23 protein-coding genes and 4 pseudogenes are annotated in these 25,686 nt (G+C 60.1%); 9 read left to right on the top strand and 18 right to left on the bottom strand.

Annotated features, from left to right (window positions below; genetic code table 11):
• Positions 1-71 precede the first annotated feature (71 nt).
• A complete protein-coding gene (locus tag BSG08_RS18230; RefSeq protein WP_093039273.1) occupies positions 72-617 on the top strand; it encodes a cupin domain-containing protein in 546 nt (181 codons plus the stop codon).
• Between the two features lie 535 nt (positions 618-1,152).
• On the opposite strand, the pseudogene BSG08_RS19345 reads toward BSG08_RS18230, so the two are convergent.
• A pseudogene (locus BSG08_RS19345) lies at positions 1,153-1,272 on the bottom strand (transposase); the annotation flags it as partial.
• 312 nt (positions 1,273-1,584) lie between these two features.
• Here BSG08_RS19345 and BSG08_RS18225 point away from each other — a divergent pair.
• Complete coding sequence (locus BSG08_RS18225) at positions 1,585-1,935, top strand: FCD domain-containing protein (RefSeq protein ID WP_175544827.1); 351 nt, start codon at positions 1,585-1,587, stop codon at positions 1,933-1,935.
• Between the two features lie 35 nt (positions 1,936-1,970).
• A pseudogene (locus BSG08_RS19745) lies at positions 1,971-2,758 on the top strand (IS630 family transposase); the annotation flags it as partial.
• 248 nt (positions 2,759-3,006) lie between these two features.
• Here BSG08_RS19745 and BSG08_RS18210 read toward each other — a convergent pair.
• Positions 3,007-4,026 carry an IS110 family RNA-guided transposase gene (locus BSG08_RS18210; RefSeq protein ID WP_093039269.1) on the bottom strand — a complete coding sequence of 340 codons (1,020 nt, stop codon included), beginning with the start codon at positions 4,024-4,026 and terminating at the stop codon, positions 3,007-3,009.
• A gap of 346 nt (positions 4,027-4,372) precedes the next feature.
• On the opposite strand from BSG08_RS18210, the pseudogene BSG08_RS19885 reads away from it, so the two are divergent.
• Positions 4,373-4,502, top strand: a pseudogene (locus BSG08_RS19885) (transposase); the annotation flags it as partial.
• Positions 4,503-4,569: 67 nt separating this feature from the next.
• On the opposite strand, the gene BSG08_RS18205 reads toward BSG08_RS19885, so the two are convergent.
• From BSG08_RS18205 to BSG08_RS18150, 12 genes are all read right to left on the bottom strand, one after another.
• Positions 4,570-6,024 (bottom strand): NAD-dependent succinate-semialdehyde dehydrogenase, encoded by a 1,455-nt coding sequence (locus tag BSG08_RS18205; RefSeq protein ID WP_093039268.1) that lies wholly within the window; start codon positions 6,022-6,024, stop codon positions 4,570-4,572.
• A 23-nt stretch (positions 6,025-6,047) separates the two neighbouring features.
• Entirely contained in the window at positions 6,048-6,479 is a 432-nt protein-coding gene (locus BSG08_RS18200; RefSeq protein WP_093039267.1) for an acyl-CoA thioesterase, read from the bottom strand.
• The gene (locus BSG08_RS18195; protein ID WP_093039266.1) at positions 6,479-7,633 is read right to left on the bottom strand and encodes an iron-containing alcohol dehydrogenase; all 1,155 of its coding nucleotides are present in this window, start codon (positions 7,631-7,633) and stop codon (positions 6,479-6,481) included. The genes BSG08_RS18200 and BSG08_RS18195 overlap by 1 nt, the downstream gene beginning before the upstream one ends.
• Before the next feature lie 2 nt (positions 7,634-7,635).
• Positions 7,636-9,195 carry a class I adenylate-forming enzyme family protein gene (locus BSG08_RS18190; RefSeq protein WP_093039265.1) on the bottom strand — a complete coding sequence of 520 codons (1,560 nt, stop codon included), beginning with the start codon at positions 9,193-9,195 and terminating at the stop codon, positions 7,636-7,638.
• Positions 9,196-9,219: 24 nt separating this feature from the next.
• Positions 9,220-9,975, bottom strand: a complete 756-nt coding sequence (locus BSG08_RS18185; RefSeq protein WP_093039264.1) for an SDR family NAD(P)-dependent oxidoreductase — start codon at positions 9,973-9,975, stop codon at positions 9,220-9,222.
• A 5-nt stretch (positions 9,976-9,980) separates the two neighbouring features.
• Entirely contained in the window at positions 9,981-12,365 is a 2,385-nt protein-coding gene (locus tag BSG08_RS18180) for a xanthine dehydrogenase family protein molybdopterin-binding subunit (protein ID WP_093039263.1), read from the bottom strand.
• Positions 12,358-13,119 carry an N-acyl homoserine lactonase family protein gene (locus BSG08_RS18175; RefSeq protein WP_093039262.1) on the bottom strand — a complete coding sequence of 254 codons (762 nt, stop codon included), beginning with the start codon at positions 13,117-13,119 and terminating at the stop codon, positions 12,358-12,360. The genes BSG08_RS18180 and BSG08_RS18175 overlap by 8 nt, the downstream gene beginning before the upstream one ends.
• Positions 13,116-13,598 carry a (2Fe-2S)-binding protein gene (locus BSG08_RS18170; RefSeq protein ID WP_093039261.1) on the bottom strand — a complete coding sequence of 161 codons (483 nt, stop codon included), beginning with the start codon at positions 13,596-13,598 and terminating at the stop codon, positions 13,116-13,118. Before BSG08_RS18170 ends, BSG08_RS18175 begins: the two co-directional genes overlap by 4 nt.
• Positions 13,595-14,455: an FAD binding domain-containing protein gene (locus tag BSG08_RS18165; RefSeq protein WP_175544826.1), complete on the bottom strand. Its 861-nt coding sequence runs from the start codon at positions 14,453-14,455 to the stop codon at positions 13,595-13,597. The genes BSG08_RS18170 and BSG08_RS18165 overlap by 4 nt, the downstream gene beginning before the upstream one ends.
• Position 14,456: 1 nt before the next feature.
• Positions 14,457-15,224 carry an enoyl-CoA hydratase-related protein gene (locus BSG08_RS18160; protein ID WP_093039259.1) on the bottom strand — a complete coding sequence of 256 codons (768 nt, stop codon included), beginning with the start codon at positions 15,222-15,224 and terminating at the stop codon, positions 14,457-14,459.
• Complete coding sequence (locus BSG08_RS18155) at positions 15,221-15,676, bottom strand: SRPBCC family protein (RefSeq protein ID WP_093039258.1); 456 nt, start codon at positions 15,674-15,676, stop codon at positions 15,221-15,223. Before BSG08_RS18155 ends, BSG08_RS18160 begins: the two co-directional genes overlap by 4 nt.
• A gap of 61 nt (positions 15,677-15,737) precedes the next feature.
• Positions 15,738-16,946 (bottom strand): ABC transporter substrate-binding protein, encoded by a 1,209-nt coding sequence (locus tag BSG08_RS18150; protein WP_093039257.1) that lies wholly within the window; start codon positions 16,944-16,946, stop codon positions 15,738-15,740.
• A gap of 234 nt (positions 16,947-17,180) precedes the next feature.
• Between BSG08_RS18150 and BSG08_RS18145 the strand changes: the two genes are divergently transcribed.
• Genes BSG08_RS18145 through BSG08_RS18130 form a run of 4 tightly spaced genes read left to right on the top strand, consistent with a single transcriptional unit; the run spans position 17,181 to position 20,512 of the window.
• Positions 17,181-17,939, top strand: coding sequence for an ABC transporter ATP-binding protein (locus BSG08_RS18145; protein WP_093039256.1), 759 nt, complete (start codon positions 17,181-17,183; stop codon positions 17,937-17,939).
• Positions 17,932-18,636, top strand: a complete 705-nt coding sequence (locus BSG08_RS18140) for an ABC transporter ATP-binding protein (protein ID WP_093039255.1) — start codon at positions 17,932-17,934, stop codon at positions 18,634-18,636. The genes BSG08_RS18145 and BSG08_RS18140 overlap by 8 nt, the downstream gene beginning before the upstream one ends.
• Before the next feature lie 13 nt (positions 18,637-18,649).
• The gene (locus BSG08_RS18135; RefSeq protein WP_093039254.1) at positions 18,650-19,537 is read left to right on the top strand and encodes a branched-chain amino acid ABC transporter permease; all 888 of its coding nucleotides are present in this window, start codon (positions 18,650-18,652) and stop codon (positions 19,535-19,537) included.
• On the top strand, positions 19,538-20,512 hold the full coding sequence (locus BSG08_RS18130) for a branched-chain amino acid ABC transporter permease (protein ID WP_093039253.1): 975 nt from the start codon (positions 19,538-19,540) through the stop codon (positions 20,510-20,512). It begins immediately after the preceding gene.
• A gap of 6 nt (positions 20,513-20,518) precedes the next feature.
• On the opposite strand, the gene BSG08_RS18125 is transcribed toward BSG08_RS18130, so the two are convergent.
• Complete coding sequence (locus tag BSG08_RS18125; RefSeq protein ID WP_093039252.1) at positions 20,519-21,478, bottom strand: winged helix-turn-helix transcriptional regulator; 960 nt, start codon at positions 21,476-21,478, stop codon at positions 20,519-20,521.
• A gap of 592 nt (positions 21,479-22,070) precedes the next feature.
• On the opposite strand from BSG08_RS18125, the pseudogene BSG08_RS18120 reads away from it, so the two are divergent.
• Positions 22,071-22,460: pseudogene (locus BSG08_RS18120) on the top strand (ISKra4 family transposase); the annotation flags it as partial.
• Positions 22,461-22,960: 500 nt separating this feature from the next.
• Here the strand turns inward: BSG08_RS18120 and BSG08_RS18110 are convergent.
• The 3 genes from BSG08_RS18110 to istA all read right to left on the bottom strand — a co-directional run.
• Positions 22,961-23,686: an ATP-binding protein gene (locus BSG08_RS18110; RefSeq protein ID WP_093039249.1), complete on the bottom strand. Its 726-nt coding sequence runs from the start codon at positions 23,684-23,686 to the stop codon at positions 22,961-22,963.
• 129 nt (positions 23,687-23,815) lie between these two features.
• Positions 23,816-24,547, bottom strand: coding sequence for an IS21-like element helper ATPase IstB (istB, locus tag BSG08_RS18105; RefSeq protein WP_093039248.1), 732 nt, complete (start codon positions 24,545-24,547; stop codon positions 23,816-23,818).
• On the bottom strand, positions 24,544-25,686 hold a 1,143-nt coding region (gene istA, locus BSG08_RS18100), incomplete at its 5' end, for an IS21 family transposase (RefSeq protein ID WP_093039281.1). The genes istA and istB, both read right to left, overlap by 4 nt.

The raw sequence follows: 25,686 nt of genomic DNA, 5'->3' as shown, positions 1-25,686 counted from the left end.
AATATACTTTACAGAATGATCTGGTTTTTATATGGAAAATCATGCATAAGAAGTAAAATCTGGAAACTTTAATGGCCAAAATTGGAGTCAATCTGAGGCGGCTGCGGCAGCGTCGGCACTTGAGCACCCGGGAATTGGCGAGTCGGTCGGGCGTATCGCACTCGACCATCTCTCTGATCGAACGCGACCAAATCAGCCCGACGGTAGATACATTGCAGGCGGTTCTCGACGCGCTTGGGAGTCGATTGTCGGAATTTCTGAGCGGAGTCCGTGAAGGTGGGACAAGCCCGTTCTACCGTGCCGAGGATCTGCCCGAAATCGGCAATCCCGATAACATCTCGTACAAGATCATCGGACTCGATCACGTTTTCCGTAGCATTCAGTTTCTCCATGAGACCTATTCGGTCGGCGCCGATAGCGGGGAAATGCTGACCCATGTCGCTCAGGAGGCCGGATTTGTTATGACAGGACAGGTGGAGGTGACAGTCGGCCAGGCGACGCGTGTTCTGAATCGAGGTGACGGCTATTACTTTGACAGCCGGGAATTCCACCGCTTCCGCAACGTTGGCTCGACAAAGGCTGAAATCATCAGCGCGATCTCGCCGCCGAGTTACTGATGTGCGATGGATCGATCCGGGAATGGTGGTGTCTGCGCGGTGCACTGTTCGCCGCCATCCACGACAAGACTGTATGCCTCCAAGGGCATCATGCTACAGGTGGCCTCCCAAAGACCATGCATTCGTCTCAAGCAGCATGCCTGCTACTCTCACTTCAGGACGTCGCGATCACGGAGCTGGTTGTCAGCCACAGGGAGGCATCATGCCTGCAGATGCCTGCGATTTTGTCGATTGCCCCAGCTGAGGCGGGACGACCATACTGCTGATCATGTGTAAATGCCTCGAGGGTGATTGTTTCCGCAGGCTGTAATCTCAGATCGGTCAAGGAGGCGTGGAACATTTCGATGAATTGCGTTGGTGTGTAACTGTCGCGTTGCTCTTAATTGGGGTGATCCTCAATTTGTGTGGCGGAGGGGCTGCATTCGATCTCTGAGCAGTTCCGGTCCTGCTCTCCCGTACATGGCGCGTTTGAGGGTTTTCAATCGGTTGATCTGACTTTCGGCCTGGCCGTTGCTCCACGGCATTTCGATGGCATTTTTGACCGCGTCGAAAGCCCGATCCCCAAATCAGACGCAACCTGACGCCGTGTCAGGCCACTCGTGAGCGCAATGCGAACCGCATCCCGCTTGAACTCGTCGCTGTGTATCGCTGCCATATCCGGTCTCCTTGATGGCGAGTATCGCTCTCAAAAGACCGGAACAGAACCGGTGCAGGTCCAGAAGCCTCTTTCAAGGCGTCAATCTTCCGTACTTGACCTGGCGATAGTTTTCCTCGGGGCTTGAGGCACAGCGCGGCAGCTATGACCGGGAAATGGCGTGGCCCGTTTCAGGGTCCCGGACCGGCTCAAGCGTCGGCGAGATCCCGGCTTGGTCGCAGAGGGCCTACCTTTCAGCCCTGCGCCAGCCGGCCAGCAGGCGCTGCAAATGTGTCAGGCTCCCCTTTCCCCGGACAGACTTATCCCACTCCCGTGACAGATGCGCAGATTGCAGCTTGCCGCGCTGCCTTCGAAGACGTGAAGCGGGCATATGCGAAGGATGCTTCTCAAAGTCCGATCGACGCCAAAACGCGGTTCTACGATGTGCTGATGGAAGGCGCGGACAACCCAGAGGCTGAACGAATGCTCCGAAGCATCCACATTCGCGTCTCGCAGTTGCGCGCGCTCTCCCTTTCGAGTTCCGAGCGGCGGCAGACATCGCTTAAGGAACTTTCCTCTCTAGTGGAGGCCATCTGCGCGCGGGACTGTGCATTGGCAGAGAACCTAGAGCGGCTCAGCCTTTCTCTGAATCGGCAGGGGCTTCCCAAGTTGTGCTTTGTGTGATTCAGAATCCATACTGGTGAAGGAGGCCAGTATGGATGACGAAACCGTATTCAGACGACCTTCGGGAGCGTGTTGTCGCAGCGATGCAATCCGGGGCGAGCTGCCGTAGCGTTGCCGCGCGGTTCGGGGTCGCGCCGTCGAGCGTGGTGAAATGGACGCAGCGTTCGGCGCAGACCGGATCGGTGAGCCCCGCACAGATGGGCGGCTATCGTCGGCCCATTCTTGAACCGCACCGGGTCTGGCTGCTGGATCAGGTGCAGTCGCGTTCGCACATCACGCTGGGGATGCTGCAAGAGATGCTGGCCAGGCGCGGGATCGCGGTGAGCCACGACACCGTTTGGCGGTTCCTGCGCGGCTGTGGGTTCAGTTTCAAAAAAAGACAATGGTCGCCGACGAGCGTGAACGCCCCGATGTGAAGCGTCGTCGCGACAGGTGGCAACGCCATCAGGGACGTATTGATCCGACACGGCTGGTCTTCATCGACGAGACATGGGTGAAGACAAACATGGCCCCGCTGCGGGGCTGGGCGCCCAAAGGCGAACGCTTGCCCGGGGCGGCTCCCTTCGGGCATTGGAACACGTCTACCTTCATCGCCGCCCTGCGCCATGACCGCATCGATGCGCCCTGGGTGTTCGACGGTCCCGTGAATGGCGAGGCCTTCCGAACCTATGTCGAACGGGTTCTGGTCCCCACCCTGAGGCCCGGCGATGTTGTGGTGATGGACAACCTCGGCAGCCACAAGAGCCAGGCGGTGCGGCAGGCGATCCGCGCCGCCGGTGCCCACCTTCTGTTCTTGCCGCCCTACAGCCCGGATCTGAATCCGTGTATGGTTGGCTCCTGCATGGCAAGGGTTTTGTGAGCCTTCGACGACTGGTCGGCTGCGGCCATGTATTCGGCGTCTGTCTGCAGCAGATGTACTGCGCGCCATGATGAATTTCCGCCGGACGTACGGGTCCCACTCAATCGAACGCGCGTCACAGTCGCTTCGGATTCATCGGAGTGTCCCGGTCTGTCCTCTCCGTCAGTTCGCCATCACCTCACGCTGCGCCTTAGCATTCCTTCAGGCCACTCTCAGGCGGGCATCACCCCGACCCGCGGTCTGTAGCTCGTTCCATCGCGCAGAAGCGCGTAGATCGTCCGCGCCATGCGGTTTGCCAATGCAATCGCGACGACCCTGGTCTCCTTGGTCGCCAGCTTCCGCGCCAGCCAGTCCGTTTCCGGGTGGCGACTCCTGCGCCGAACCATGATCTGGGCCATGGCGCCGAGGTACAGCAGACGTCGAATATACCGGTTGCCCATCTTCGAGATGCCGCCGCTCCTCGGCTTGCCGCCGGTTGAGTGCTGCTTCGGCGTGAGGCCGAGCCAGGCAGCGTAGTCCCGGGCGGAGGAGAAGTTACCGACATCCGGCGTCGTCGCGGCGATGGCCGTCGCGGTCAGGACACCGACTCCCGGGATCGATGCCAGTCGTCGGCTCACGTCGTTCTGCCGATGCACCTCCTCGATCTCGCCAGTCAGCTGGTCGATCCGCGCCTGCGTCGCGGCGAGCTGATCGAACAGCGCCCGGAGCGGCAGACGAGCCGCCTCCGGCAAGGTGTCCAGTTCCTCTGCCAGATCCGCAACGCGCGTCGATCCCTTCGCCGTCACGATCCCAAACTCTGCCATGTGGGCCCGGATCGCATTGCCCGTCTGCGTAACCTGCCCGACGAGGAAGTCCCGCGCCCGGTGCAGAACGAGCGCTGCGGAATCCGCTTCGCTCTTCACAGGCACGAACCGCATCGATGGTCGCGTCACCGCCTCGCAGATCGCTTCGGCATCGGCCGCATCGGTCTTGCCGCGCTTGACGTAGGGCTTCACGTAGGACGGCGGCATCAGCCGCACCTCATGGCCCATCTCCTGCAACCGTCGCCCCCAGTGATGCGCCCCGGAGCAGGCCTCCATGCCAATCAGACAACTGGGGCGGCCTTCGAAAAACGAGAGAAACTGATTCCGCCGGAGCTGGCGCCGCAGTACGCTCTTGCCGTCGGTGTCGACGCCATGGACCTGAATAACGTTCTTGGCGAGATCGACGCCGACTGTGCTAACTTCGAACATGGATGGCTCCTCCTGTTGGGACAATGACATCCCATTATGGCGCATCACGACGCCGGTTGGAGCAGGAGCCATCCACACCATCAATCGAACAGGCCTTCGCAAAGCTCAAACACTGGATGCGCACCGCGGCACCCCGATCGCGGGACACGCTCTGGCGCTCCGTCGGAACTATCCTCAACCGCTTCACCCCCGACGAGTGCGCCAACTACCTCAAGAACGCAGGCTATGCTTCCGTGTAAACCTGAAACGCTCTAAGCCGCGATCACGTCAATAAAGCCGCGATGGCTGCACTGTCGCGGATCGGGTAAGTGGTGAGTTCGACACGTTGACAGGGGCAGACCGAGCGGGCTTGCGAGGCGAGGAGAGCATCGCTGCGCTATGCCGCCGAGAGGGCATCAGCGAGAGCCTGTACTACACGTGGTCGAAAGAAATTCCTTGAGGCGGGCAAGCAGCGTCTGGCCGGGGATGCCGCGCGGGAGAGCGGCTACCTGACGCGGTATGAGATCGACGGCGAATAGCACTGGCTTCTCTGACCGCTTCGGGTCACGCAATCGACAAACAAAGATACTTTATCTCAAGGTAATCCTCGATTCCATGAGAGGACCCCTCCCGGCCGTGACCGCTTTCCTTCATGCCGCCGAAGGGAGCGACCTCAGTCGAAATAAGGCCGGTGTTCGCTCCAATGATCCCGAAATCCAGCGCCTCTGCAGTGCGGTACACCCGGCCTATATCTCGGCCATAGAAGTAGGCGGCTAGGCCGAAGGGCGTGTCGTTGGACATTGCAAATACCTCGTTCTCGTCCTTAAAGCGGATGATCGGGGCCACAGGACCAAATATTTCCTCGTGGAAAATCAGCATGGCGGGCGTCACCCCCGAGACAATGGTCGGCTGGAAGAAGCTAGCCCCTTTGCCGTGCCGTGCACCCCCAATGACAAGGGTCGCGCCTTGACTGACAGCATCCAAAACAAGTGTCTCAACTTTTTCGACCGCTGCCATATCGATCAGCGGCCCGATCTGGGCACCCTCTTCGAAGCCCTGCGCGACCTTCAGCGTTGCGACCCGGGCGGTCAGTTTCTCGACAAAGGCATCGTGGACCGCATCCTGAACAAACAGCCGGTTGGCACAGACGCATGTCTGACCCGCGTTGCGATATTTCGAGGCGATGGCCCCTTCGACTGCCGCATCCAAGTCCGCGTCATCAAAGACAATGAAGGGGGCATTCCCGCCCAATTCCATCGACGTCCGCTTCACCGTGTCGGCACACTGCTTGATCAGCTCTTTCCCGATCTCGGTCGAGCCGGTGAAGCTGACCTTGCGCACAGTCGGGTTGGAGGTCAGCTCTCCGCCGATGGTCGCTGCAGATCCGGTCACGCAGTTCAGAACGCCCGGCGGCACCCCCGCTTCTTCGGCCAGGACGCAGAGCGCCAGGGCAGTCAGGGGCGTCAGGCTTGCCGGTTTGATCACCATGGTACAACCCGCAGCCAGCGCGGCGCCCGCTTTGCGGGTGATCATCGCTGCGGGAAAATTCCACGGCGTGATGGCAGCGCACACGCCGACGGGCTGTTTGAAGACAATCAGCCGCTTGTCGCGCTGGTGGCCGGGGATCGTCTCTCCGTAGACTCGTTTCGCCTCTTCCCCGAACCATTCGATGAAGGACGCGGCATAATCGATCTCGCCCTTGGCCTCTTCCCAGGGCTTGCCCTGTTCGGCGGTCAGGATTGCACCGAGGTCCGCGCGATTGTCGCGCATGAGTTCGTACCAGCGACGCAGGATTGCCGCGCGCTCCTTGCCGGTGCGAGCGGCCCAGTTGGTGCCGGCGGCCTCGGCTGCGGCAATAGCACGGGCGGCTTCATCAGCGCCCATTCGGGGAACGGTGGAGATTGTTTCGCCGGTCGCCGGGTTCGTCACCTCGATGACCTCCCCGGTGTCGGCAGCGATCCACTTGCCGCCGACAAAGCATGCATTGCGCAGTAGGTCGAGACGGGTCAGATCTGGCATTGTCACGGTGTGGCTTCCTAAGTTTAGAGGACAAGAGTTTCGAAAGCGGTGCGCGTTGCGCCTTCTATGGGGACGGGACGGTGCCTAGTGCGATCTACATAGACATGGATGAAGAAGCCTTCGGCCGCGGCCTCCTCCTCATCGTTGCGGAACAGTCCGACCTCGAAACGGACAGAGGATGTGCCAATCTTCGCGATCCTGAGACCGGCATGGACGACGTCAGGAAACTGCATCTCGGCGTGGTACTTGCACCCCGTCTCAACGACGAGGCCGTAGCTTTCGCTGGTCGAGGGATCGAGCAGCCCCTGCTCGATCAGCCAGCCGTTTACTGCCGTATCGAACAGCGAATAGTGGACCACGTTGTTCATGTGACCATAGATGTCGTTGTCCATCCAGCGGGTTTGCATTTGCCGGAATGCAGCATAGGTGGCCCGTTTCGGGCGCGGCGTTGCCATTACCAAGCCGCCCGGTAGATATTCAGCGCGTCCGCCTCACCAACTTCGCGCGGGTTGTTGACTAGCAGGCGCTGCTGAAGCATCGCGTCGCTGGCCATCTTCTCAAGCGCGCTCTCTGGGATCTCGACGTCACGCAGCCGGGTCGGCATTTCAAGTTCTTTCGACAAGTCGGCCAAGGCGTCGATGAAAGCGGTGCAGCGTGCCTGGGCGCCTTCGACGCTCTCCAGATCGGGGAAGGCCTCGACCGCGATCTCGGCGTAAAGCGTATAGGCGACCGGGGCGTTGAAGCGCAGAACATGCGGCAGGACCAGCGCATTCGACAGCCCGTGCGGGATGTGGAATGTGCCTCCGATCGGATAGGCCAGCGCATGAACGGCAGCGACGGGCGAATTAGCAAAGGCCTGACCCGCCAGCATCGACCCCAATAACATCGCCCCCCGCGCATCGACATTCCCGGGGTCACTGACGACAGTGCGGATATTTGCGCCCAGAAGCCGCAGCGCCTCACGCGCCAGCATCCGGCTGAGCGGGTTGTTGTTGGTATTCGCCGAGGCATAAGCTTCGATTGCGTGCACCATCGCATCGACCCCGGTTGCCGCCGTGATTGACGTGGGCAGGCCGAGCGTCAGGTCGGCATCCAGAACGGCGATATCCGGCAGGATGACCGGCGAGGAGACGCCGCGCTTCTCCTCGGCACCGACTGTGATAATCGACACCGGAGTCACCTCGGACCCAGTGCCGGCCGTGGTCGGCACCAGTACCAAAGGCAGTCGCGGCCCCTTGGCCTTTCCGACGCCCCAAGCCTCGTCCAGGTCCTCGCCCGATCCCAGAAGAAGCGAGGCTACCTTGGCCACGTCCAGTGACGACCCGCCGCCGAAGCCGATCACGCCGGTGCAACCACGCCCGGCCTCGACCGCGGCTTCAAGCGTCGCGCGGGAGGGATCGGCCTCGACCTGGTCAAAGACTGCGACCGCATGCCCCGCCGCTTCCAGAGATGCAAGCCCCTTATTACAGAGCCCGAGCTTGCGCAGCCCCGGGTCGGTGACGAACAGCACCTTCGCTCCCAGAAGTGCCCCCGCGACCGTGGCAAGGTCCGAAGACGCACCGGGGCGGAATACGATGGATTTAGTGGTGTTGAAGGTGAATGGCTGCATGGTCAAGCCCCTGCCTTTTCTCTGGATTCGACATAGAAGTCACGGAGCCGGAACCGCATGATCTTGCCCGACCCTGTGCGCGGAATCTCGGCAACCGCCACGGCATCGGCAGGCAATTTATAGGACGAAAGCGTTCGGCCGCAGAATTCCCGCACATCGTCCAGAACCGGCATATCCGCATCTGGCACGATGAAGGCCACTGGCACCTCGCCCAAGGTTTCGTGCGGCACGCCCACGACGGCACAATCACGGACTCCGGGCAGCTTCTGCACCGTCTCCTCGATCTCGACAGGGGCAATATTCTGACCGCCGCGGATGATTAGTTCCTTCAGCCGCCCGGTGATGGTGAGGAAACCTGAGGCATCCATCCGCGCGAGGTCGCCGGTGCGGTACCAGCCGCCCTTGAGAGCACTTTCCGTCGCCTCGGGCTTATTGTGGTATCCCTTCATCACGTTTGGACCGCGTACGATCAGTTCGCCTTCCTCGCCGAAAGCGACGTCGCGGCCCTCGAAATCCACCAACCGGACAGCGAGTCCCGGCAGCGGAAGCCCACAGGACCCAGGCAATCGGACCGATCCTGGCCAGTTCATCGTCACCATCGTCGAGGTTTCAGTGATACCGTATCCGTCCAGAAGTTCGACCCCGAACTCCGTCTCGAAGGCCTCGTTCAGCGAGGCCGCCAGGATTGCACCGGCCGATACGCAACGGGTGACCGAATGGAACGGATTTCGCCCCTGCTCTTTCGCGGCCAGCATCAGGTAGTGGAACATCGTTGGGACGGCGGGCATCTTGGTAAACCGCCCTTTCTCCAGCAGTTCCATGGCTTCCGCAGTCGAAAAGCGGTCCATGATGTATTCGCTCGCCCCGTTTGCGAGGATCGACAGGACGCAGATGTTCAGCGCGTAGGAATGGAAGAGCGGCAGCGGGGAAAGGATTCTGTCCTCAGGCCCCATCTCGAAGATCGGGGCCCAACAGGCGGCATTCACCCAGAGCATTGACCGGGTCGATAGCATTACGCCCTTCGGCTGACCCGTGGTGCCCGACGTGTAGACGATCATCGACACCGCATCGATGTCATCGGCGGGAAGTTCGATCTCTGCCGGAGTCGCGCAGAGATAGGTCAGATTGGTGACGCCATCGGCCTCCGCCCCGCCTGGACCGTTAAGGATCACTCGTTGAGGGCGGATTCCGCCCTCGAGCCCAGATACAATGTCCGCTTTTGAGGGGGCGGTGACCATCACCGCGATCCCTGCGTCTTCGACTCTATAGGCCACCTCGCTCTGTTTGGCATCGAAAGCGATCGGAACCGCGGTGCCACCGGCCCGGATAGCTGCCAGAACGCTGACCACCCAGTCCACGGAATTGGGCAGCCATACCCCAACCGCTCCGCCCGGTTTCAGGCCACTGGCCTTGTAGTGACCAGCCAGGTTGGTGACCTCTCGGGCCAGTGCCGCATAGTTGACACTGCGGTGCCCGTCCTCAAAGGCGACCTTATCGGGATAGGTCGCCGCCTGCATTTCCAGCAGCTCGGCAATCGGAGCGATTAGATCGGCTCGGATCATTGTAGTTCCTCCTCCCTGAGGACCTCAGACCATGCTGAAGCCGCCATTTGAACTGATCACCTGCCCGGTGATCCACGACGCCTGGTCGGAGGCCAGGAAGGTGACGAGCGGGGCGATATCGTCCGGTGTGCCGATCCGGCGCAGCGGATAGGCTTTCACTATCTTGTCCATGTTCTTGGCCAGGAACTCGGCATCCGAATGCGCCGTTTGTACAAGACCAAGGGATACGGCGTTCACGCAGACGTTGTTCCGCCCCAGTTCCCGCGCCAGAGACTTGCCAAGTGCCACGGTCCCGGCGCGCGTCGCTGCCGCCATTGACAGGTTAGCCTCCCCTATTCGGGAACTGTCGCCGATCAGGCTGATGATCCGACCCCAGTTGTTCTCGATCATATGAGGTGCGACCGCGTGACAGCAATGGATCGCGCCATAAAGACAGACGTCTACCTGCGCTTTCCAATCAGCAGGGGTCGATTCAACGAACTTGCCGTATTTCACGTAGCCCGCGTTGTTGACCAGAATGTCGACCTTGCCGTGATCCGCGACTATCCCGCCGACCATCGCCTTGACGGCCTCGTGATCGGCAATGTCCGCCTGGTAAGCTTTGGCCGTGCCGCCTGCCGCCTCGATGGCGTCGACGACGGCAGCAGCCTCGCTTTCCGACTTGCGGTAATTCACGGCAACAATGGCACCCTCGGCTGCCAGCATCTTGCAAATCTCGCCACCGGTGTCGCGCCCGCCGCCGGTCACAAGGGCCACGCGGCCTTTCAGATTGAAGTCCATAGGTATCACTCCTTTTCTTGTCTTTCGGCAATCAGCCGGAACAGTTTGTTCGGTGTCATCGGCAGTTCTTCGACGCCGATGCCCAGATGCGCAACGGCATCCGATATCGCGTTGGCAATGGCGGCGGGGGCACCGATGGTACCGCCCTCGCCCATGCCGCGGAAACCGCCGGGATTATCCGGCAACTCAGTCTCGATATGGTTTACTTCGAGTGTGGGCACCTCGGCTGCGGTCGGAATCAGATAATCGGCCAGAGTTGCGGACAGGAGTTGCCCGGTCTCGTCGTAGTGCAGCTCTTCCAGGATCGCGGCGCCAATTCCCTGAACCACGCCGCCGTGCACCTGCCCGTCCACGACGAGTGGGTTAATCATTCGCCCGCAATCCTCAGCCACCAGGAAACGGGTGATCCGGATCTCCAATGTTTCGGCATCGATCTCAACCTCGGCGACATGGGTCGCGGCGGTGGTCGTGCCGAGCCAGGGGTCGAAGGCCTCCTGCGCCTCCAGCGGTTTGCGTGCCTCGAGCGGAAGGGCCTTCATGTCGGAATAGACGGCACGCGCCAAATCGCCAAAGGTGATGTGGTGGTTGGTACCGGGCACGAATATTTCTCCATCGCCGGTTTCCACCGTGTCGGGTTCCACGTCGAAGAGTACCCCCGCAGCCGCTTGCACCTTCTTGAGCAAAGCCCGGGTCGACACGATGGCCGCCCCTCCACCGATCACGGCAGACCGGCTGGCATAGGTGCCAGTGCCATGCGGGGTAAGAGAGGTGTCGCCCTGCTTGATCGTCACATCCTGCGGGCGCACGCCCAGTTCTTCCGCCACGATCTGTGCCAGCGTCGTCTCAAGGCTCTGCCCGTGAGAGGCGGTGGCGAAGGTCGCGGTGACAGCGCCTGTCGAATCAACGCGCACGGCAGCGGTTTCGGTGCCAGTGTTGATCGGCATGCCCGGAGCCACGGCTATACGCGACCCGATGCCTGTCAGTTCCGCGTAAGTGCCGAAGCCGAGGCCAAGCCACTTGCCGTTCTCGCGCGCTTCGGTCTGTCGCTTGCGGAAGCTTGCCACATCCACGGCGGCCACGGCATTCTCAAGGCATTCCAGAAAACCTGATCGGTCCCACCTGATACCCGACCCGATGCGGAAGGGGAACTCCTCGGGTCGCACGAGGTTGCGGCGCCGGATCTCGTCGGGCTCGACCCCCAGCTTCGCCGCGGCCAAATCGACAAGCCGCTCCATCGCGAAGACGGCCATCGGTCGGCCGACGCCGCGATAGGGCCCGGTCGGCGGCTTGGGCGTACAGACCCCACGTACCCGGCCACGATAATGTGGCGTGCGGTAAGGGCCGGGCAGGAAGCTGACGACCTGGACCGGCTCCAGCGCGGCGGTCCAGGGCACGATAGAATAGGCGCCGATATCTCCGATCACCTCGGCATCGAGAGCGATGAAGATGCCGTCCTCGTCAAAGGCCAGCGTGGCCTCGATGATCTCGTCGAAGGCCTGGCTGGTCGAGGTCAGATCTTCCAGCCGGTCCGAGACGAACTTCACTGGCCGCTCCAGTTCGCGCGCCAGCATGACGACTATGATTTCCTCAGGATAGACGGAGCCCTTGCCGCCGAAGCTACCACCAACATCAGGCGAGACAACCTGGAAGCGGTTGCCCGGGAGATGCAGCAACCGCGCCAGTTCGTCCCGCACGATCCCTGGAATGTTGGACGACGTGTGTAGCACAAGCTGGTCCCGGCCGGTGTCGTACTGCGCGACATAGCTGCGCGTCTCCATCGCCAGCGGTGACTTGCGGCGCATTCGGAAGCGTCCGGAGACCGTATGAGCAGCTTTGGCGATCTCGCCCGGCGCGTCGCCGGTAGCAAAGCTGCGCTCCAGCACCTTGTTGCCAGGGACATTATCGTGCAGTGGCACGGCGTCCGGCTTGAGTGCCGCGACCGGATCGGCCGTGGCTCCAAGCGGTTCGAGATCAACCATGACCAGCGCCGCCGCGTCTTCGGCCAGGTAACGGTCCTGCGCGACGACAACTGCGACGGCCTCGCCGACATGGCGCACCGTATCGCGGGCCAGGGCCGGGCATACCGTGGCGTGGTAGTCTTTCATGGCCGAGGGTGCGCTCAGCTCCGGCAGCTCGGGCAGGTCGGCTGCAGTGTAGACCGCGATCACGCCGGGCGCTTCTGCTGCGTCGGACGTGTCGACAGACACGATTCGCGCATGGGCCTGATCCGACCGCACGAAGGCCAGATGCACCATGCGATCGGCCTTGATATCCGCCGAATAACGCCCACGCCCGGTTAGCAGCCGCGGGTCCTCGAACCGCTCGACCTTTTTGCCTATGTACTTGGGGCGGATCGTCTGGGCGCGGTCAGGTCTCGGGGTGTCAGTCATAGGCCTCAGCCCTCATCCTGAGCGCCGTCACCTGTTCGTCGTCATGTCCGCAGATGATCATGGCACCATCGGCCTCGTAGGAACGAATACGTGCGTAAGAGGTCAGCAAAGCCTCGGGATCGCTCGCGTTCTTCGGCACTTCATCGTAATCGAGGTTGCGGCGCAGGCTGACCGCGTCGGACACGCACAGCACCTTGCCCGTCTTCTCCAACTCAGCCAGTAGGCCCATCAGCCCTGGCGTGTGGCCGGGCAGATGCACGCAGACGAGGCGACCGTCGCCCATCACGTCGTGTCCCTCGTCAACAGCCTGCATCGGCATCGGATGATCCCACTCGCCGCTGAGATACCCTTGGGCAGGCCCGTCGGGGGCCCTCGCCGCCGCAAGCTCTGCCTCGTGCACGATAAAGCGCGCTTCCGTGAAGAACTCGTTGCAACCGCAATGGTCTGGGTGAAAGTGCGAATTGACGACCACATCGATTTCGCCCGGCTTCAACCCGACCGCGGCCAGGCCTTCGATGACGTTCTGAGAATGCGCGCCGATCGGCGTCATCACGCCCGCAAGCTTGCCCCATCTCGCCTCGGCATCGTCTGAAACCAAGGGATGGCAGCCGGTGTCGTAGAGCACGTTTCCCTCCGGATGGCGGAACAGTACAGCGATCACCGGCAGTTCGATCATTTCGGTCTTGTCGGCATCTGGCACATAGACCCGCCGCCGCATCTTCAATCGTCCGCCGTCCAGCACATGCATCTTCATGCCGTCACCCCGTCCCTTTCGTTCACCAGTTCACGCACCGCGCGCACGATATGCTCGTAGCCCGTACAGCGACACAGATTGCCCGAAAGCGCATCGCGGATGTCACCGTCGGTGCGCAACTCCTCGGTTTCTAGGATCTCGGCCACCGTCATCAGGAACCCCGGCGTACAGAAGCCACACTGGAGGGCATGGTGCCGACGAAATGCTTCCTGGATACGATGCATCTTGCGCGGAGATCCCAACCCCTCGACCGTCGTGACGTCGGCCCCTTCCAGCTGACCGGCGAATAGCAGACAGGACCGCGCGGTCGCGCCGTTCAGCCGGATCGTGCAGGCGCCGCAGACGCCCTGTTCGCAGCCGACATGGGTTCCGGTCAGGCCCAGGACCTCGCGCAGAAAATCGCTGGCGAGCATGCGGGGTTCGGCCCGGCCGGTCATCTCTTCACCGTTCACTGTCAGAGTGATGTCGATCTTGGTCATTCCCTACCCCCTGCCCGTCCGGCGGCCGCTGTCAGTACCCGCCGCGCCAGAACCGGCGCGAGCGAGCGGCGGTAGTCGGCCGCGGCATGCATATCCTCGTTCGGCTCCAGGCCGTCGGCGCAGCCGGCGACGGCACCGGCGATATCTGCCACGGTGGCGCCCGCCATCGCCTGCTCGACATCCGCCATCCGGACCGGCACGTCACTCAGCCCGCCGAAGGCCAGCCGGGCCGATACGATTCGGTCTCCGCCCATTTCAACCGTCGCGCCACACGCTACCACGGCAAAGTCGCCCGCCCGCTGTGCGATCTCGTCAAAGGCCATGCCGGTGCCCGCGGGCAGCCTCGGCAGGACGACACCGGTCAGCACTTCGTCGTCGGCAAGGTCGGTCATGAGCGGTGCGAAGAAGAATTCCCCCGGCGTGCAGGTCCGTGTACCCGAGCCGCCTGCAATTTCGATCCCGCCGTCGAGCAGCGAAATCAGCAGTGGCCATTCCGCGCTCGGATCCGCGTGGCACAGCGATCCACCAATGGTGCCACGGTTGCGGACCGCCAAGTGCGCAACGTGGCGCATCGCATCGGCAACCACAGGGAAGGCGTTCTTCAGCAACGGATCGCGTGCGGCCTGCGCATGACGGACCAGTGCACCGATGCGGATCCCGCCTTCTGTCTCGTTGATCCGCGACAGCTCGGCGATTCCGTTGATGTCGACCAGCCGCTCGGGCGCGACGAGCCGGAAATTCATCATCGGCACCAGCGTCTGCCCGCCAGCGATGATTTTGGCGTCGTCGTGGTCGAGCGCGACAAGCGCCTCCTCCAGCGTTCCTGGACGCAGGTATTCGAACGGAGCCGGTTTCATTTCAACGCCCTTTGAACTGCGGGTCGCGCTTTTCCGCAAAGGCCGCGCGCCCCTCTGCATAATCATTGCTGGCGGCCGCCACGTCGATCAGCGCATTGGCATCATCTTCATCGAACGTGCCAAAACTTAGCCCGTTCAAAATGTATTTAGCACCGCCCTGGGTCAGCGGCGCACGCGAGGCAAGATCGCGCGCATAGGCCAGCGCCTCGGCCATCGGGTCCTCGCAAACTCGGTCGACAAATCCGATGCGCAGGGCGTGGTCAGCGTCGAAGCGCTCGGCAGAATAGAGGATGCGCTTTGCTTCGGTCAGTCCGACCAGCGCCAGCAGCTTTCGTGTCGCTTCGACCCCGTAGACGATAGACAGCCGTGCCGCCGGAATGCCGAACTTGGCATTCTTGTGCGCAAACCTGAAATCGGTCGACATGGCTAGGTGCGCCCCCCCGCCCAGTGTATAGCCGAGGTTCACGGCAATCACCGGCTTTGCCGCATGCGCGATGCCCGCACACCCATAGTCTACGGCAACTTCGTAGGCCTTCGCCTTCTCCAGGTCCTCACGGACTGTGGCAAATTCGGCGACGTCGGCCCCGGCCGAGAAATCGCCGCCCGCGCCCGTCAGAATGATCGAGCGAACCGTGCGATCCCCGGACAGGTGGGCAAAGATGTCACCGAACTCCCGCCACATGGCATAGGTGACCGAGTTGCGCAGGTCGGGACGGTTGATCGTCACCACGGCTACGCCATCGGCGATATCGCAGAGGATGTCGCTCATACGCCAGCCTTGGCGGACACGCAGTCGCGGAACTTGTCGAAGAACTGGCGGGCCAGCCTCTGCGCCGTCGAGTCGAGCATCCGCGATCCGATCTGTGCCAGCTTTCCCCCGACATCGGCGCTGGCGGAATAATGCAGGATGGTTTCCTCGGTGGACACTTGTTCCAGCCGGACAAGGGCAGACCCCTTGGCAAAGCCCGCGACGCCGCCTTTGCCTTCGCCAGACAGAAAATAGCTTTCCGGCGGTTTGATCTCGCTCAGCGTGACCTCGCCCGCGAACTTCGCCTTGACCGGTCCGACTTTCAACGCGACCTTCGCGGCCATATGGTCAGGCGCATCCTGAAGTAGCTCTTCGCAGCCGGGGATGCATTGGCGCAGTACATCAGCGTCGTTAAGCGCGGCCCACGCAGTCTCCCGACCACAGGGCAATGTGACACTGTCTTCAAGCTTCATGAGAACTCCGTTCGGTTAGCGCCGGCACCCCGGGGGTGCCGGCGAGACTCCATCAGTTGATTTACTTGACGAGTGGGCATTCGCTTTCAGACAGCGGCCGGAAAGCTTCGTCGCCGGGAATGGTCTGGACCAGCTTGTAGACGTCCCACTCGCCTTTGGACTCCGCGGGGGTCTTCACCTGATAGACATACATGTCGTGCACCATCCGGCCGTCTTCGCGGATCTTCCCGCCCTTGGCAAAGAAGTCGTCGATTGGCAGTTCGCGCATCTTGGCCATGACGGCCTGCGCCTCGGTGGTGCCAGCGGCTTCGACCGCCTTCAAGTAATGCATAGTCGAGGAATAGTCGCCTGCGTCGCCCATATGCGGCATCACGCCCATTCGTTCCATGAAACGCTCCGCGAAGGCGCGGCTTTCTTCGTCCTGATCCCAGTAGAAGGCGTTGGTCAGGATCATGCCCTGCGCAGCCTCTAGCCCGAGTGCCTTGACGTCGGTCAGCCAGACCAGAAGGCCTGCGGTCAGCTTACCGGTGTCGGCCATACCGAATTCGCGCGCTGACTTCACCGCGTTGATGAAGGTCGTGCCCGAGCCCGCGATGGCGACCACGTCGGCATCTGACGCCTGCGCCTGAAGCATGAAGGCCGAGTGGTCCGTCGTCTCGATAGGATATTTCACCGATCCCACGACTTCGCCGCCCGCCTTGGCGACGATGGCTGAGGCGTCGGCCTCGAGCGCGTGACCAAAGGCGTAGTCAGCGGTCAGGAAGTACCACTTCTTCTTGCCTTCGCTGACCAACTCATTCGCCGTACCGTTGGCTAGCGCGTAGGTGTCATAGGCATAGTGGATGGAGTTCGGCGTGCAGCCAGCACCCGACAGACGGGACGAGCCTGAGCCGGTCACGATGGCGATGCCGTTCTTCTCGGCCGCAATCTGCGCCACCGATAGGGCGATGCCCGAGTTGATCAGGTTGCCGATCAGCGTGACGCCTTCGCTTTCATACCACTCCTGCGCGGTGGCTGCCGCGATCTCGGGCTTGTTCTGGTGATCGGCGAAGATTACCTCGATCGGCTTGCCGAGCACCTCGCCACCGAAATCTTCTACCGCCATCTCGACAGCCGTAACCGCGCCCTTTCCGGATTCGTGGCTGAACTGGCCGCTGATGTCTGTCAGTACGCCGATCTTGACCTGATCGTCAGCCGCCAGCGCCGGAGCAGCCGCCATCACGGCCGCAACTGCAACTCCGACAAACCGAGACTTGATTCGCTTTTCCATTCGTTCCTCCTATACACCGTATTGCGGCATTGTGGTTGCAGTAATGAACTTACTACAGAGTGATTACTGGATATTAGCCACAAACAACCTTTATTTGGGAGCTTTCTTGGTGGCTCACTTCAGTTCTCAAAAATTTTAACTTGCACTATTAGACTATAATGAATTATCGTCGTCAAGGGAAATGAGGGAAAACCCGCAAAAGTGCCACGAGCCTGCGGGAACTGGGGAGTGATAATGGAGACCGCAAAGGCCATCCTTGAAACGCGCGGCCTATCTCGGTCGTTCAGCGGCTTCGTGGCCGTGAACGACGTGAACTTTTCGGTTCGCGAAAGAACGATACATGCTCTGATCGGCCCGAACGGCGCGGGGAAAAGCACGCTTTTCAACCTGCTGACTCGTTTCCTGCCGGCCACCGCCGGACAGATTTATTACGATGGCACAGACATCACACATGCGAGTCCGGCGAGCCTGGCCAGGCAAGGGCTGGTCCGTTCGTTCCAGATCTCCTCGGTCTTTCCGCATCTCTCCGTGCTTGAGAACGTGCGAATTGCGCTTCAGTCGCGTCATGGTGAGACGATGGACTTCTGGCTCTCGGACAGGCGGCTAAGGAAGTACGATGAAGAGGTGATGTCGCTTCTCGCGGACATCGGACTCGAGAACTACGCGCAACGGATCGCAATCGAACTGCCATACGGTCGCAAGCGGGCATTGGAACTGGCGACCACATTGGCGATGAACCCCCGGGTCATCCTACTCGACGAACCCATGGCCGGCATGGGGCAAGAGGACATCCAGCGCACCTCAGCCCTGATCCAGAAGGTCGCGCAGGGTCGCACCGTGCTGATGGTGGAGCACAACCTGTCCGTGGTCGCCGACATCTCGGACACGATCACGGTCCTACGGCGCGGAGAGATTATCGCCGAAGGCACGTACGACATCGTTTCTGCCGACCCTGAGGTCCGACAGGCCTATATCGGAGGTGCCCATGACTGACCACAGGCTCGAGGTTGAAGACTTGCACAGCTGGTATGGCGAAAGCCACATCCTGCACGGGGCCAGCTTTCACGTGAACCGGGGCGAGGTCGTCACCCTGCTGGGTCGTAACGGCGCGGGAAAGACGACAATGATGCGGACGCTCATGGGTGTTGTGCGTCAGAGAAAGGGCAAGGCGGTTCTGGACGGCACTGACCTGCTGGCCACGCCGCCACACCGGGTCGCGAAGCTCGGTCTCGGATACGTCCCGGAAGAGCGGGGGATCTTCTCTTCCCTCACCGTGGCTGAGAATCTCGTGCTACCACCCATCGTGAAACCCGGCGGAATGAGTATCGAGGACATCCACAAGCTGTTTCCCAACCTCAAGGGCCGCGACCGGACGATCGGCACGCGCCTGTCGGGCGGCGAACAGCAGATGCTGGCGATCGCCCGGATCCTCAGGACTGGCGCCGATTTCATTCTGCTCGACGAACCGACCGAGGGCCTTGCCCCGGTCATCGTCGATGACATTGCCCGCGCGTTGGGCACGCTCAGGTCCATGGGCCTGACCATCATTCTGGTCGAGCAGAACACACGCTTCGCGACCAACTGCGCGGACCGTCACTACGTGATGGATCAGGGCCGTATCGTGGACGAATTCAGCAACGACGCGCTTCGCGCGGATATATCGAAGATCGACGCCTATCTTGGCGTCTGAAAGGGAGGAAGCCATGCCGGACATCTTCGGCGTCCCTATGGTCGTCTTGCTCGGGCAGATCATGCTCGGGTTGATCAACGGGTCATTCTACGCGGTGCTCAGTCTGGGCCTTGCGATCATCTTCGGCATGCTGAACGTGATCAACTTCGCCCACGGCGCGCTTTACATGATGGGAGCCTTCGTTACCTGGATCCTGTTGTCCACCGTGGGCATCAACTACTGGACCGCCCTTTTCGTCGCACCGATGATCGTGGGTCTCTTCGGCATCGTGATCGAGCGGCTGGCCTTGCGGCATCTCTACAAAGTCGACCACCTCTATTCGCTGCTGTTCACCTTCGGCATGGCGCTCGCGCTCGAAGGGCTCTTCCGCTATATCTACGGCTCCGCCGGGAAACCCTATCCTGTGCCCGAGCAGCTGGCTGGTGTATTCAAGCTCGGCTTCATGATCCTTCCGGTCTACCGTGCCTGGGTGATCGTCGCGGCTGTCATCGTCTGTGTCGCCGTCTGGCTGGTTATCGAAAAAACCCGCCTTGGAGCCTGGCTACGTGCCGCAACTGAGAACCCCTCGCTTGTCACTGCCTTCGGGATCAATGTGCCGCTGATGCTGACGCTGACCTACGGTTTCTGCGTCGGTCTCGCGGGGTTCGCGGGTGTGCTGGCAGCCCCGATCTATCAGGTTTCCCCTGGAATGGGGTCGAATCTCATCATCGTCGTCTTCGCGGTGGTGGTGATCGGTGGCCTCGGTTCGATCGGCGGGTCGATCCTGACCGGGTTGTCGCTTGGTGTGATCGAGGGTTTGACCAAGACGTTCTATCCCTCCGCCTCGACCATCGTGATCTTTGTCGTCATGGCGATCGTTCTTATCATCAGGCCCGCGGGGCTTTTCGGGCGGGAGGCCTAGATGTCCACCCTTTTAACTCTACTAAACTCCCCTGCCCTCAAGTGGATAAGTGCGCTGAGTCTCGCGGTTGCCTTGTTGATTGCGCCCTTCACGGTCTATCCGCTGTTCCTGATGAACGTGTTTTGCTTCGTGCTCTTTGCTTCGGCGCTGAACCTCGTTCTCGGATATGCAGGATTGCTGTCGCTTGGTCACGCGGCGTTTTTCGGGGGCGCAGCCTACGTTACGGCGCACGTGGCCAAGGAATGGGGCTGGCCGTTCGAGATCGCGATCCTTGCCGGCATGGCCTTCGCTGCTCTCATCGGTCTTGTCATGGGATTGATCGGAATCAAGCGTCATGGCATCTATTTCGCCATGATCACCCTCGCTCTCGCGCAGATGATCTACTTCCTCGCGGTTCAGATGCCTTTCACCAATGGCGAAGACGGCATCCAGTCTATCCCGCGCGGCACACTGCTGGGCCTGATCGACCTGAGTGACATCCGGGCCATGTACTTCGTCGTCCTGAGCCTTGCCTTGCTTGGATTACTGCTGATCTGGCGCACCATCCATTCGCCTTTCGGCCATATCCTTGCGGCCATTCGCGAGAACGAGCCGCGCGCCGTCTCTCTCGGGTTGGATGTCGCGCGCTACAAGCTGATGGCTTTTGTTCTGTCGGCCACCTTGTCAGGCCTTGCCGGTTCGCTGAAAGTGCTGTCGTTCCAGCTTGCCGCGCTCAGTAACGTGTCGTGGCACCTGTCGGGCGAGGTCGTGCTGATGACTCTTATCGGGGGCCTCGGCACATTCGCGGGTCCGATAATCGGCTCGACCTTCGTCGTGGCGCTCGAGCATTACCTCGCCACTTCCGGCCTGCCCGTCTCGCTCGTCGTTGGCGTGATCTTCATGGCCTGCGTGATGCTTTTCCGGCGCGGTATCTGGGGTGAGGCCAAGGCGCGTCTATCCGCAATGATGGAACGGCAGGATCCGGACAGCCATTGACTCCGGTTAAGGCACGCTCAGTTTGTAATGCAGGGTGTAGTCAGTCTGGTTCGCCTCTAATGGCTTTTTACATTCGCTGCACACGACCTGCGGAGTGAAATCATTCCCGCAGGTCCGATGGCGCAGCCGCAGCGGTGCTGCGCCGGGGTTCAGCCACCTGTCACCCCAAGCCATCATGACGATCATCGGCTTGTAGAGGGCGCGTCCCATTTCGGTGAAACGGTACTCGTATCGCCCTGCCCCGTTTCCGTAAGGCACCTTGTCGAAGATGCCGGCCTCGACCAGCCGCGCCAGCCGGTCGGCCAAAACGTTGCTCGCGATCCCGAGTTTTTCGCGCATCTCGTCGTAGCGCCGGACGCCGAAATAGGCCTCGCGAAGGACGAGGAAGCTCCACTTGTCGCCAATGATCTGCAAGGACCGGGCCACGGAACAGGGGCGCACGCGTTCCAGCACATTTGGATCAGAACTGCGCCGGGTCTTTGGTCGTCCGCTTATCGGCAGGTATCCTGCGCCGGGGCCATCACGGAAATGGACTGTGTTAGTCTCCACTGGTTCCTTGCATTCGGAGCAGACGGTCACCGGATGCATGTGTGCCCCACAAGTCGTATGGATCATCTGCAACGGTGGCTCGCCATCGCCTCGCAGCCAAGCATCGCCAAATTCCATCAGTGACAGCATGGTGGGAAACAGATCCTTGCCGCGCTCGGTAAAGAAATACTGGTTCCCAGGCTCACCTTCCTTACGGCCTGTGACAAAAATCAGGTTGTCGATCAGTGCGTTTAACCTTGTCGAGAGTGTCTGACGTGGAATGCCAAGCCGCTCCTGAAACCTGTCGAATCGACGAACGCCGAAAAACGCCTCGCGTATGATCAAGAAGGACCAACTGTCGAGGACGATCTCAACCGCTCCTCGCACGGAGCAGCTGCGTTCCAGCCGTTCTTTCTTCTCCGGTACTATATAGCTCATTGTCCGAGACTTCGAAACTGGCTCTCACTGGCCTCGTTTACATGACATAAAGAGTCTACATGCCGCCTAAGCAAGACACCAGATCCACTCTGAAAATTGACGAAAATGCGCACGAACTTGGCAAGTAGTTGAATCCACGTCAATCCGGATGCGCTCTTGTGCAACGTGGCACTATGACCACACAGATCGATCGGAAACAAGACCCCGATCGAGTTCATGAAATCCATCGGAGCAACCTGCCATCTGATGGCTTAGAAAACGAGAAGAGGCTCAGGGCAGCGGTCCAGCGTTGGGGCAAGTCCAACAAGTCCAAGATTTGGTCCCCTCCCAAAACTTTGGACCAGCCCAAATGAGAATTTTCCGGCTACGATAGGCCATCCTGGAGGGGCCGTCGCCGATGAAGCAATCGAAGTTCACTGACCAGCAGATTGCCTTTGCCCTGTGTCAAATCGACGGCCGCCCATGGCGTGCGCAGCGTCATCGCGACGCGCAGCCATCTCGTCGAAGCTCGTGTCACTGGGGAGTGGAAAGAAGGTGGGGAAGTGGACGGATTGTCAGCTAGCCTTCTGGAAAAGCGACAGGAGGACTAGCGATGAAAATTCGTATCAGGATCGAGACCGAATTCGGCTGGGGCGAGAAACGATCGCATGATCTGGGTACGGTGGAGCGCGACTCGGTTGAGGTGTCCGAAGAGGATTTCGGACTAAGCCTCGCAGAAGGAAAATCGCTCCTGAAGGAGATCCAGCGGGTTCTGTTGGAGGACCAGGTTGAGGAGATCAGTGAGGTCTCACGCGTTTGCCAATTTTGCGGGAGCTATCTTCCCGTCCATGATCGTCGAGAGCGCAGCATCGACACGCTCTTTGGGCGCATCACGGTCGCGGTTCCGCGGGTCCGGATGTGCATGTGCGGCTTGCCAGGGCATCTGGAAATCAAGGCTGCGTACTCTCCGTTGACCCGAGTGCTGCGAAACAGGGCGACGCCTGTCACTGTACCCTAATTAATCAGAATCTGCGGATTCAGAGCGATTTGGGGAAAAGTTGTACCCTTAATTACAATATTTACACAGGTCATGCTGCAGGGCGTCACTCAACGTTTCGCCTACCCTGGAAGGCCAGTGTCCGTTTCCGCACCACTAGAGGCGTCTACGTTTTCCACAGTTTCGACCGTCTGGCAATTAAGGGTGCAGTATTGCAATTAAAGGTACAATACGGAAATTAAGGGTACAGATCGCCATTGAAATCGTTGGGAAATTTCAAACCAGATTCTGATTAATTAGGGTACAGTGACACTTGTACTCACTTAACCGAAAATCGGTAACCAATACCTCGCAGCGCGAGTCGATGACCTTCTCGATCATCGCTTCAAGGTTTGGCTCAGGTATCGTGGTTTGAACTTCGTTTTCTTCAAAGTGACCAGATAGGAAAGCCGCAAGCAGGACTCTCCGTCCTTGGTCAGCTTCCTCGTCCACGTAAAGCAACATCGTCAGACCTCACTTTTCTTAGCGATTGGCAAGGAAAATTCCAACCTAAAGCCAAAATCCTCGGTCTTTCGATATGCCCGCACTGTCCCATCGTAGGAACGCACTACCGACTCTAGTATCCACATTCCCAGGCCAGTGCCCGTACCTTTGCCGTCACGATCTTTTTTCGTTGTGACATTGAATTCGAAGATCTCACTCGGGTCCTTGATGGAGCTGTGAATTCCCGGGCCATTGTCTTCATAGACGATCCCGACCTCTTTTTTGCTCTTGGCATAAATGAAGATCCGTATCTGCCGTTCCCCTCCACCCATACCGTCGACAAAGGCTTCGAATGAATTCAGAATCAGATTGTTAAAGATGCTGTCGATGTCTATTTCAAACGCTAAGATTTCGGCAGCAAACCCATCTTCAAAGTTGAGGTCTAATTCGATCTCTCTTGGCCGCAGGAAACCATCCCAGACGACCTTCAGTTCCTCTAGGTGACTGCGCATGTCGACGTTGGATCTACGACGTCGACCGGAGCGCACTGCCGACAGCGCGAAGTTAAACCACTGAGCTGCTTTCCGGTCGGAAGCCTCCATGTCGCGAAGAATCGCGAATGGGTTCAGTGCTTCGTTTGTCTTGGCAAAATCCTTCTCGTCAAGATGCCTTGCCAGCAATGCCGCGAGTTGCTGATTTCGCCCCGCCAGCGTGTTTAGCTGACCCATTTCGTGCGCAAAGGAGACCATCACTGTCAATGTGCATTCAAAACTGACCCGGTTTGATCATTTAGAAATGACCCGCCCCTGAGGTGGCAAAGCCCACAGGCGAGCGGCCTGTGAATAGCAGGCTCGTCTGTGGGCTTTGCTTTTTCGGGTTCAGGTTTTGTTGCGGGATTTGCTTTGGGCGAAGCGGAAAGATGTGTTCCCGGTCTCGATGATGCTGCAGTGGTGCGTGACGCGATCAAGCAGGGCAGTCGTCATCTTGGCGTCACCAAACACAGACACCCATTCGCCGAACTCGAGATTGGTCGTGATGATGACACTGGTGGTTTCATACAGTTTGCTGATCAGATGGAACAGCAGCGACCCGCCGGACTTTGGAAACGGAATATAGCCAAGCTCGTCGATGATCACGCAATCGAGGGCGGTCAGTTGCCTGATGATCTTTCCGGTGTTTCCCTCAGCCTGCTCCGCGATCAGGGCATTGATCAGATCGACGGCGTTATAGAACCGAACCCGCTTGCCCTGATTGACCAGGTTGGTTCCCAAGGCGATCGAGATATGCGTTTTGCCGGTGCCGGTTCCGCCGACAAGGATGATGTTGTGCGCGTCCTTGGTGAACTGGCCAGAGCAGAACGGGTCGATCTGCGCTTTGGTGACGGTCGCAGCGCCATAATCAAAGGTGGCAAAGTCCTTGTGGTGGGGGAATTTGGCAATGCGCATCTGATATTGAATGGACCGCACGCGGCGTTCCTGGGTTTCCGCGTCGATCAAGGTCTTCAACGCTGTCGTCAGGCTGGGCGGCGTGCGGGCGGACAGCAGGTCTGCCGCGCAGGCCGCCATCCCATGGAGTCTGAGGGCTGCAAACTGATCGATGAGGGCGTTCATGCTGCCGCCTTCCCGGCGTCACACAGCGCCTCATATCGCTTGCAATCGGCCTCGGGCCGCAGGGTCAGCTGCGGGTAGGTATGGGTGTCCTCCAGCGGCGGGATCGTAGGTTCCAGCACCTGATTGACCAGGTTGATGATCGCGGGCAAGCGCAGGGTGCGCTGTTCCAAAGCCATGTCGCAAGCCGTCTCGACCACGTCGATGCCATGCTCAAGTGCCAGCAGAAGCAGGTCGACAAACTCCCGGTCGCCGCCGCATCCGCGCATGTAGTGATCCTTGATCTGCTCCATTGCCTTGGGCAGTTTCCAATCAAGGAAAGGGGCACCGTCACGCAGGGCACCAGGTTTGCGATCGAGCAACGGCACGTAGTGCCATGGTTCGAAATAACTGATATTGCGCGTAAAATTCCGTTTGTGCTCAGCAATGATCTCATTGTCCGCGACCACGACAATCCGGTCAGCATAGGCCCGCAATGAGACGTGGCGCCCAGCATGTTCGCACGGCACACTGTAGCGATTGCTGTCATATTGGACCAAGCATGTAGATCTGACCCGCACAGCTTTTTCGACATAGCCATCAAAGGGGCGACCCAGCGGGCGCAACACGATCTTCTCATTCGCAAAAACGTCGGCAATCGTGCGATCCTGCTGATCGGGATGCCGACGGTTTGCCAACTCCTCGCAGCGCAGCCGCAGCCGCAGCCAGGCATTCAGCGCATCCAGATCGTCAAAGGCAAGCCTGGGAGTGAACAGCTCGCCTCGCAGAAACTGGACCTGGTTCTCGACCTGACCTTTCTCCCAACCCGACGCTGGAGTGCAGGCGACGGGTTCGATGACATAATGGTTCATCAAGGCAAGAAAGCGTGGATGAAAGATCCGGTCCTTTGATCGCGAGACATAGGTCACCATGGTTTTGGGGTTGTCGATGATCACCCGGCGCGGGACACCGCCGAAGAATGCGAGCGCCCGCACGAAGGCATCAAGCACCATCTCCTGCTTCTCATTCAGATAGGCCACGACGAAAGGCTTGCGGCTGTGGCACAGACGGAAATGGGCCACATGGACCTTGTGCTCAACGCCGCCCAACAGAACATATTCCTCGCTCCAATCGAACTGAAGCGCATCACCGGCCGCGAAACA

Source organism: Roseovarius azorensis, assembly GCF_900109455.1.
GTDB lineage: Bacteria > Pseudomonadota > Alphaproteobacteria > Rhodobacterales > Rhodobacteraceae > Roseovarius > Roseovarius azorensis.
This window is presented reverse-complemented; position numbering and strand designations above follow the sequence as displayed.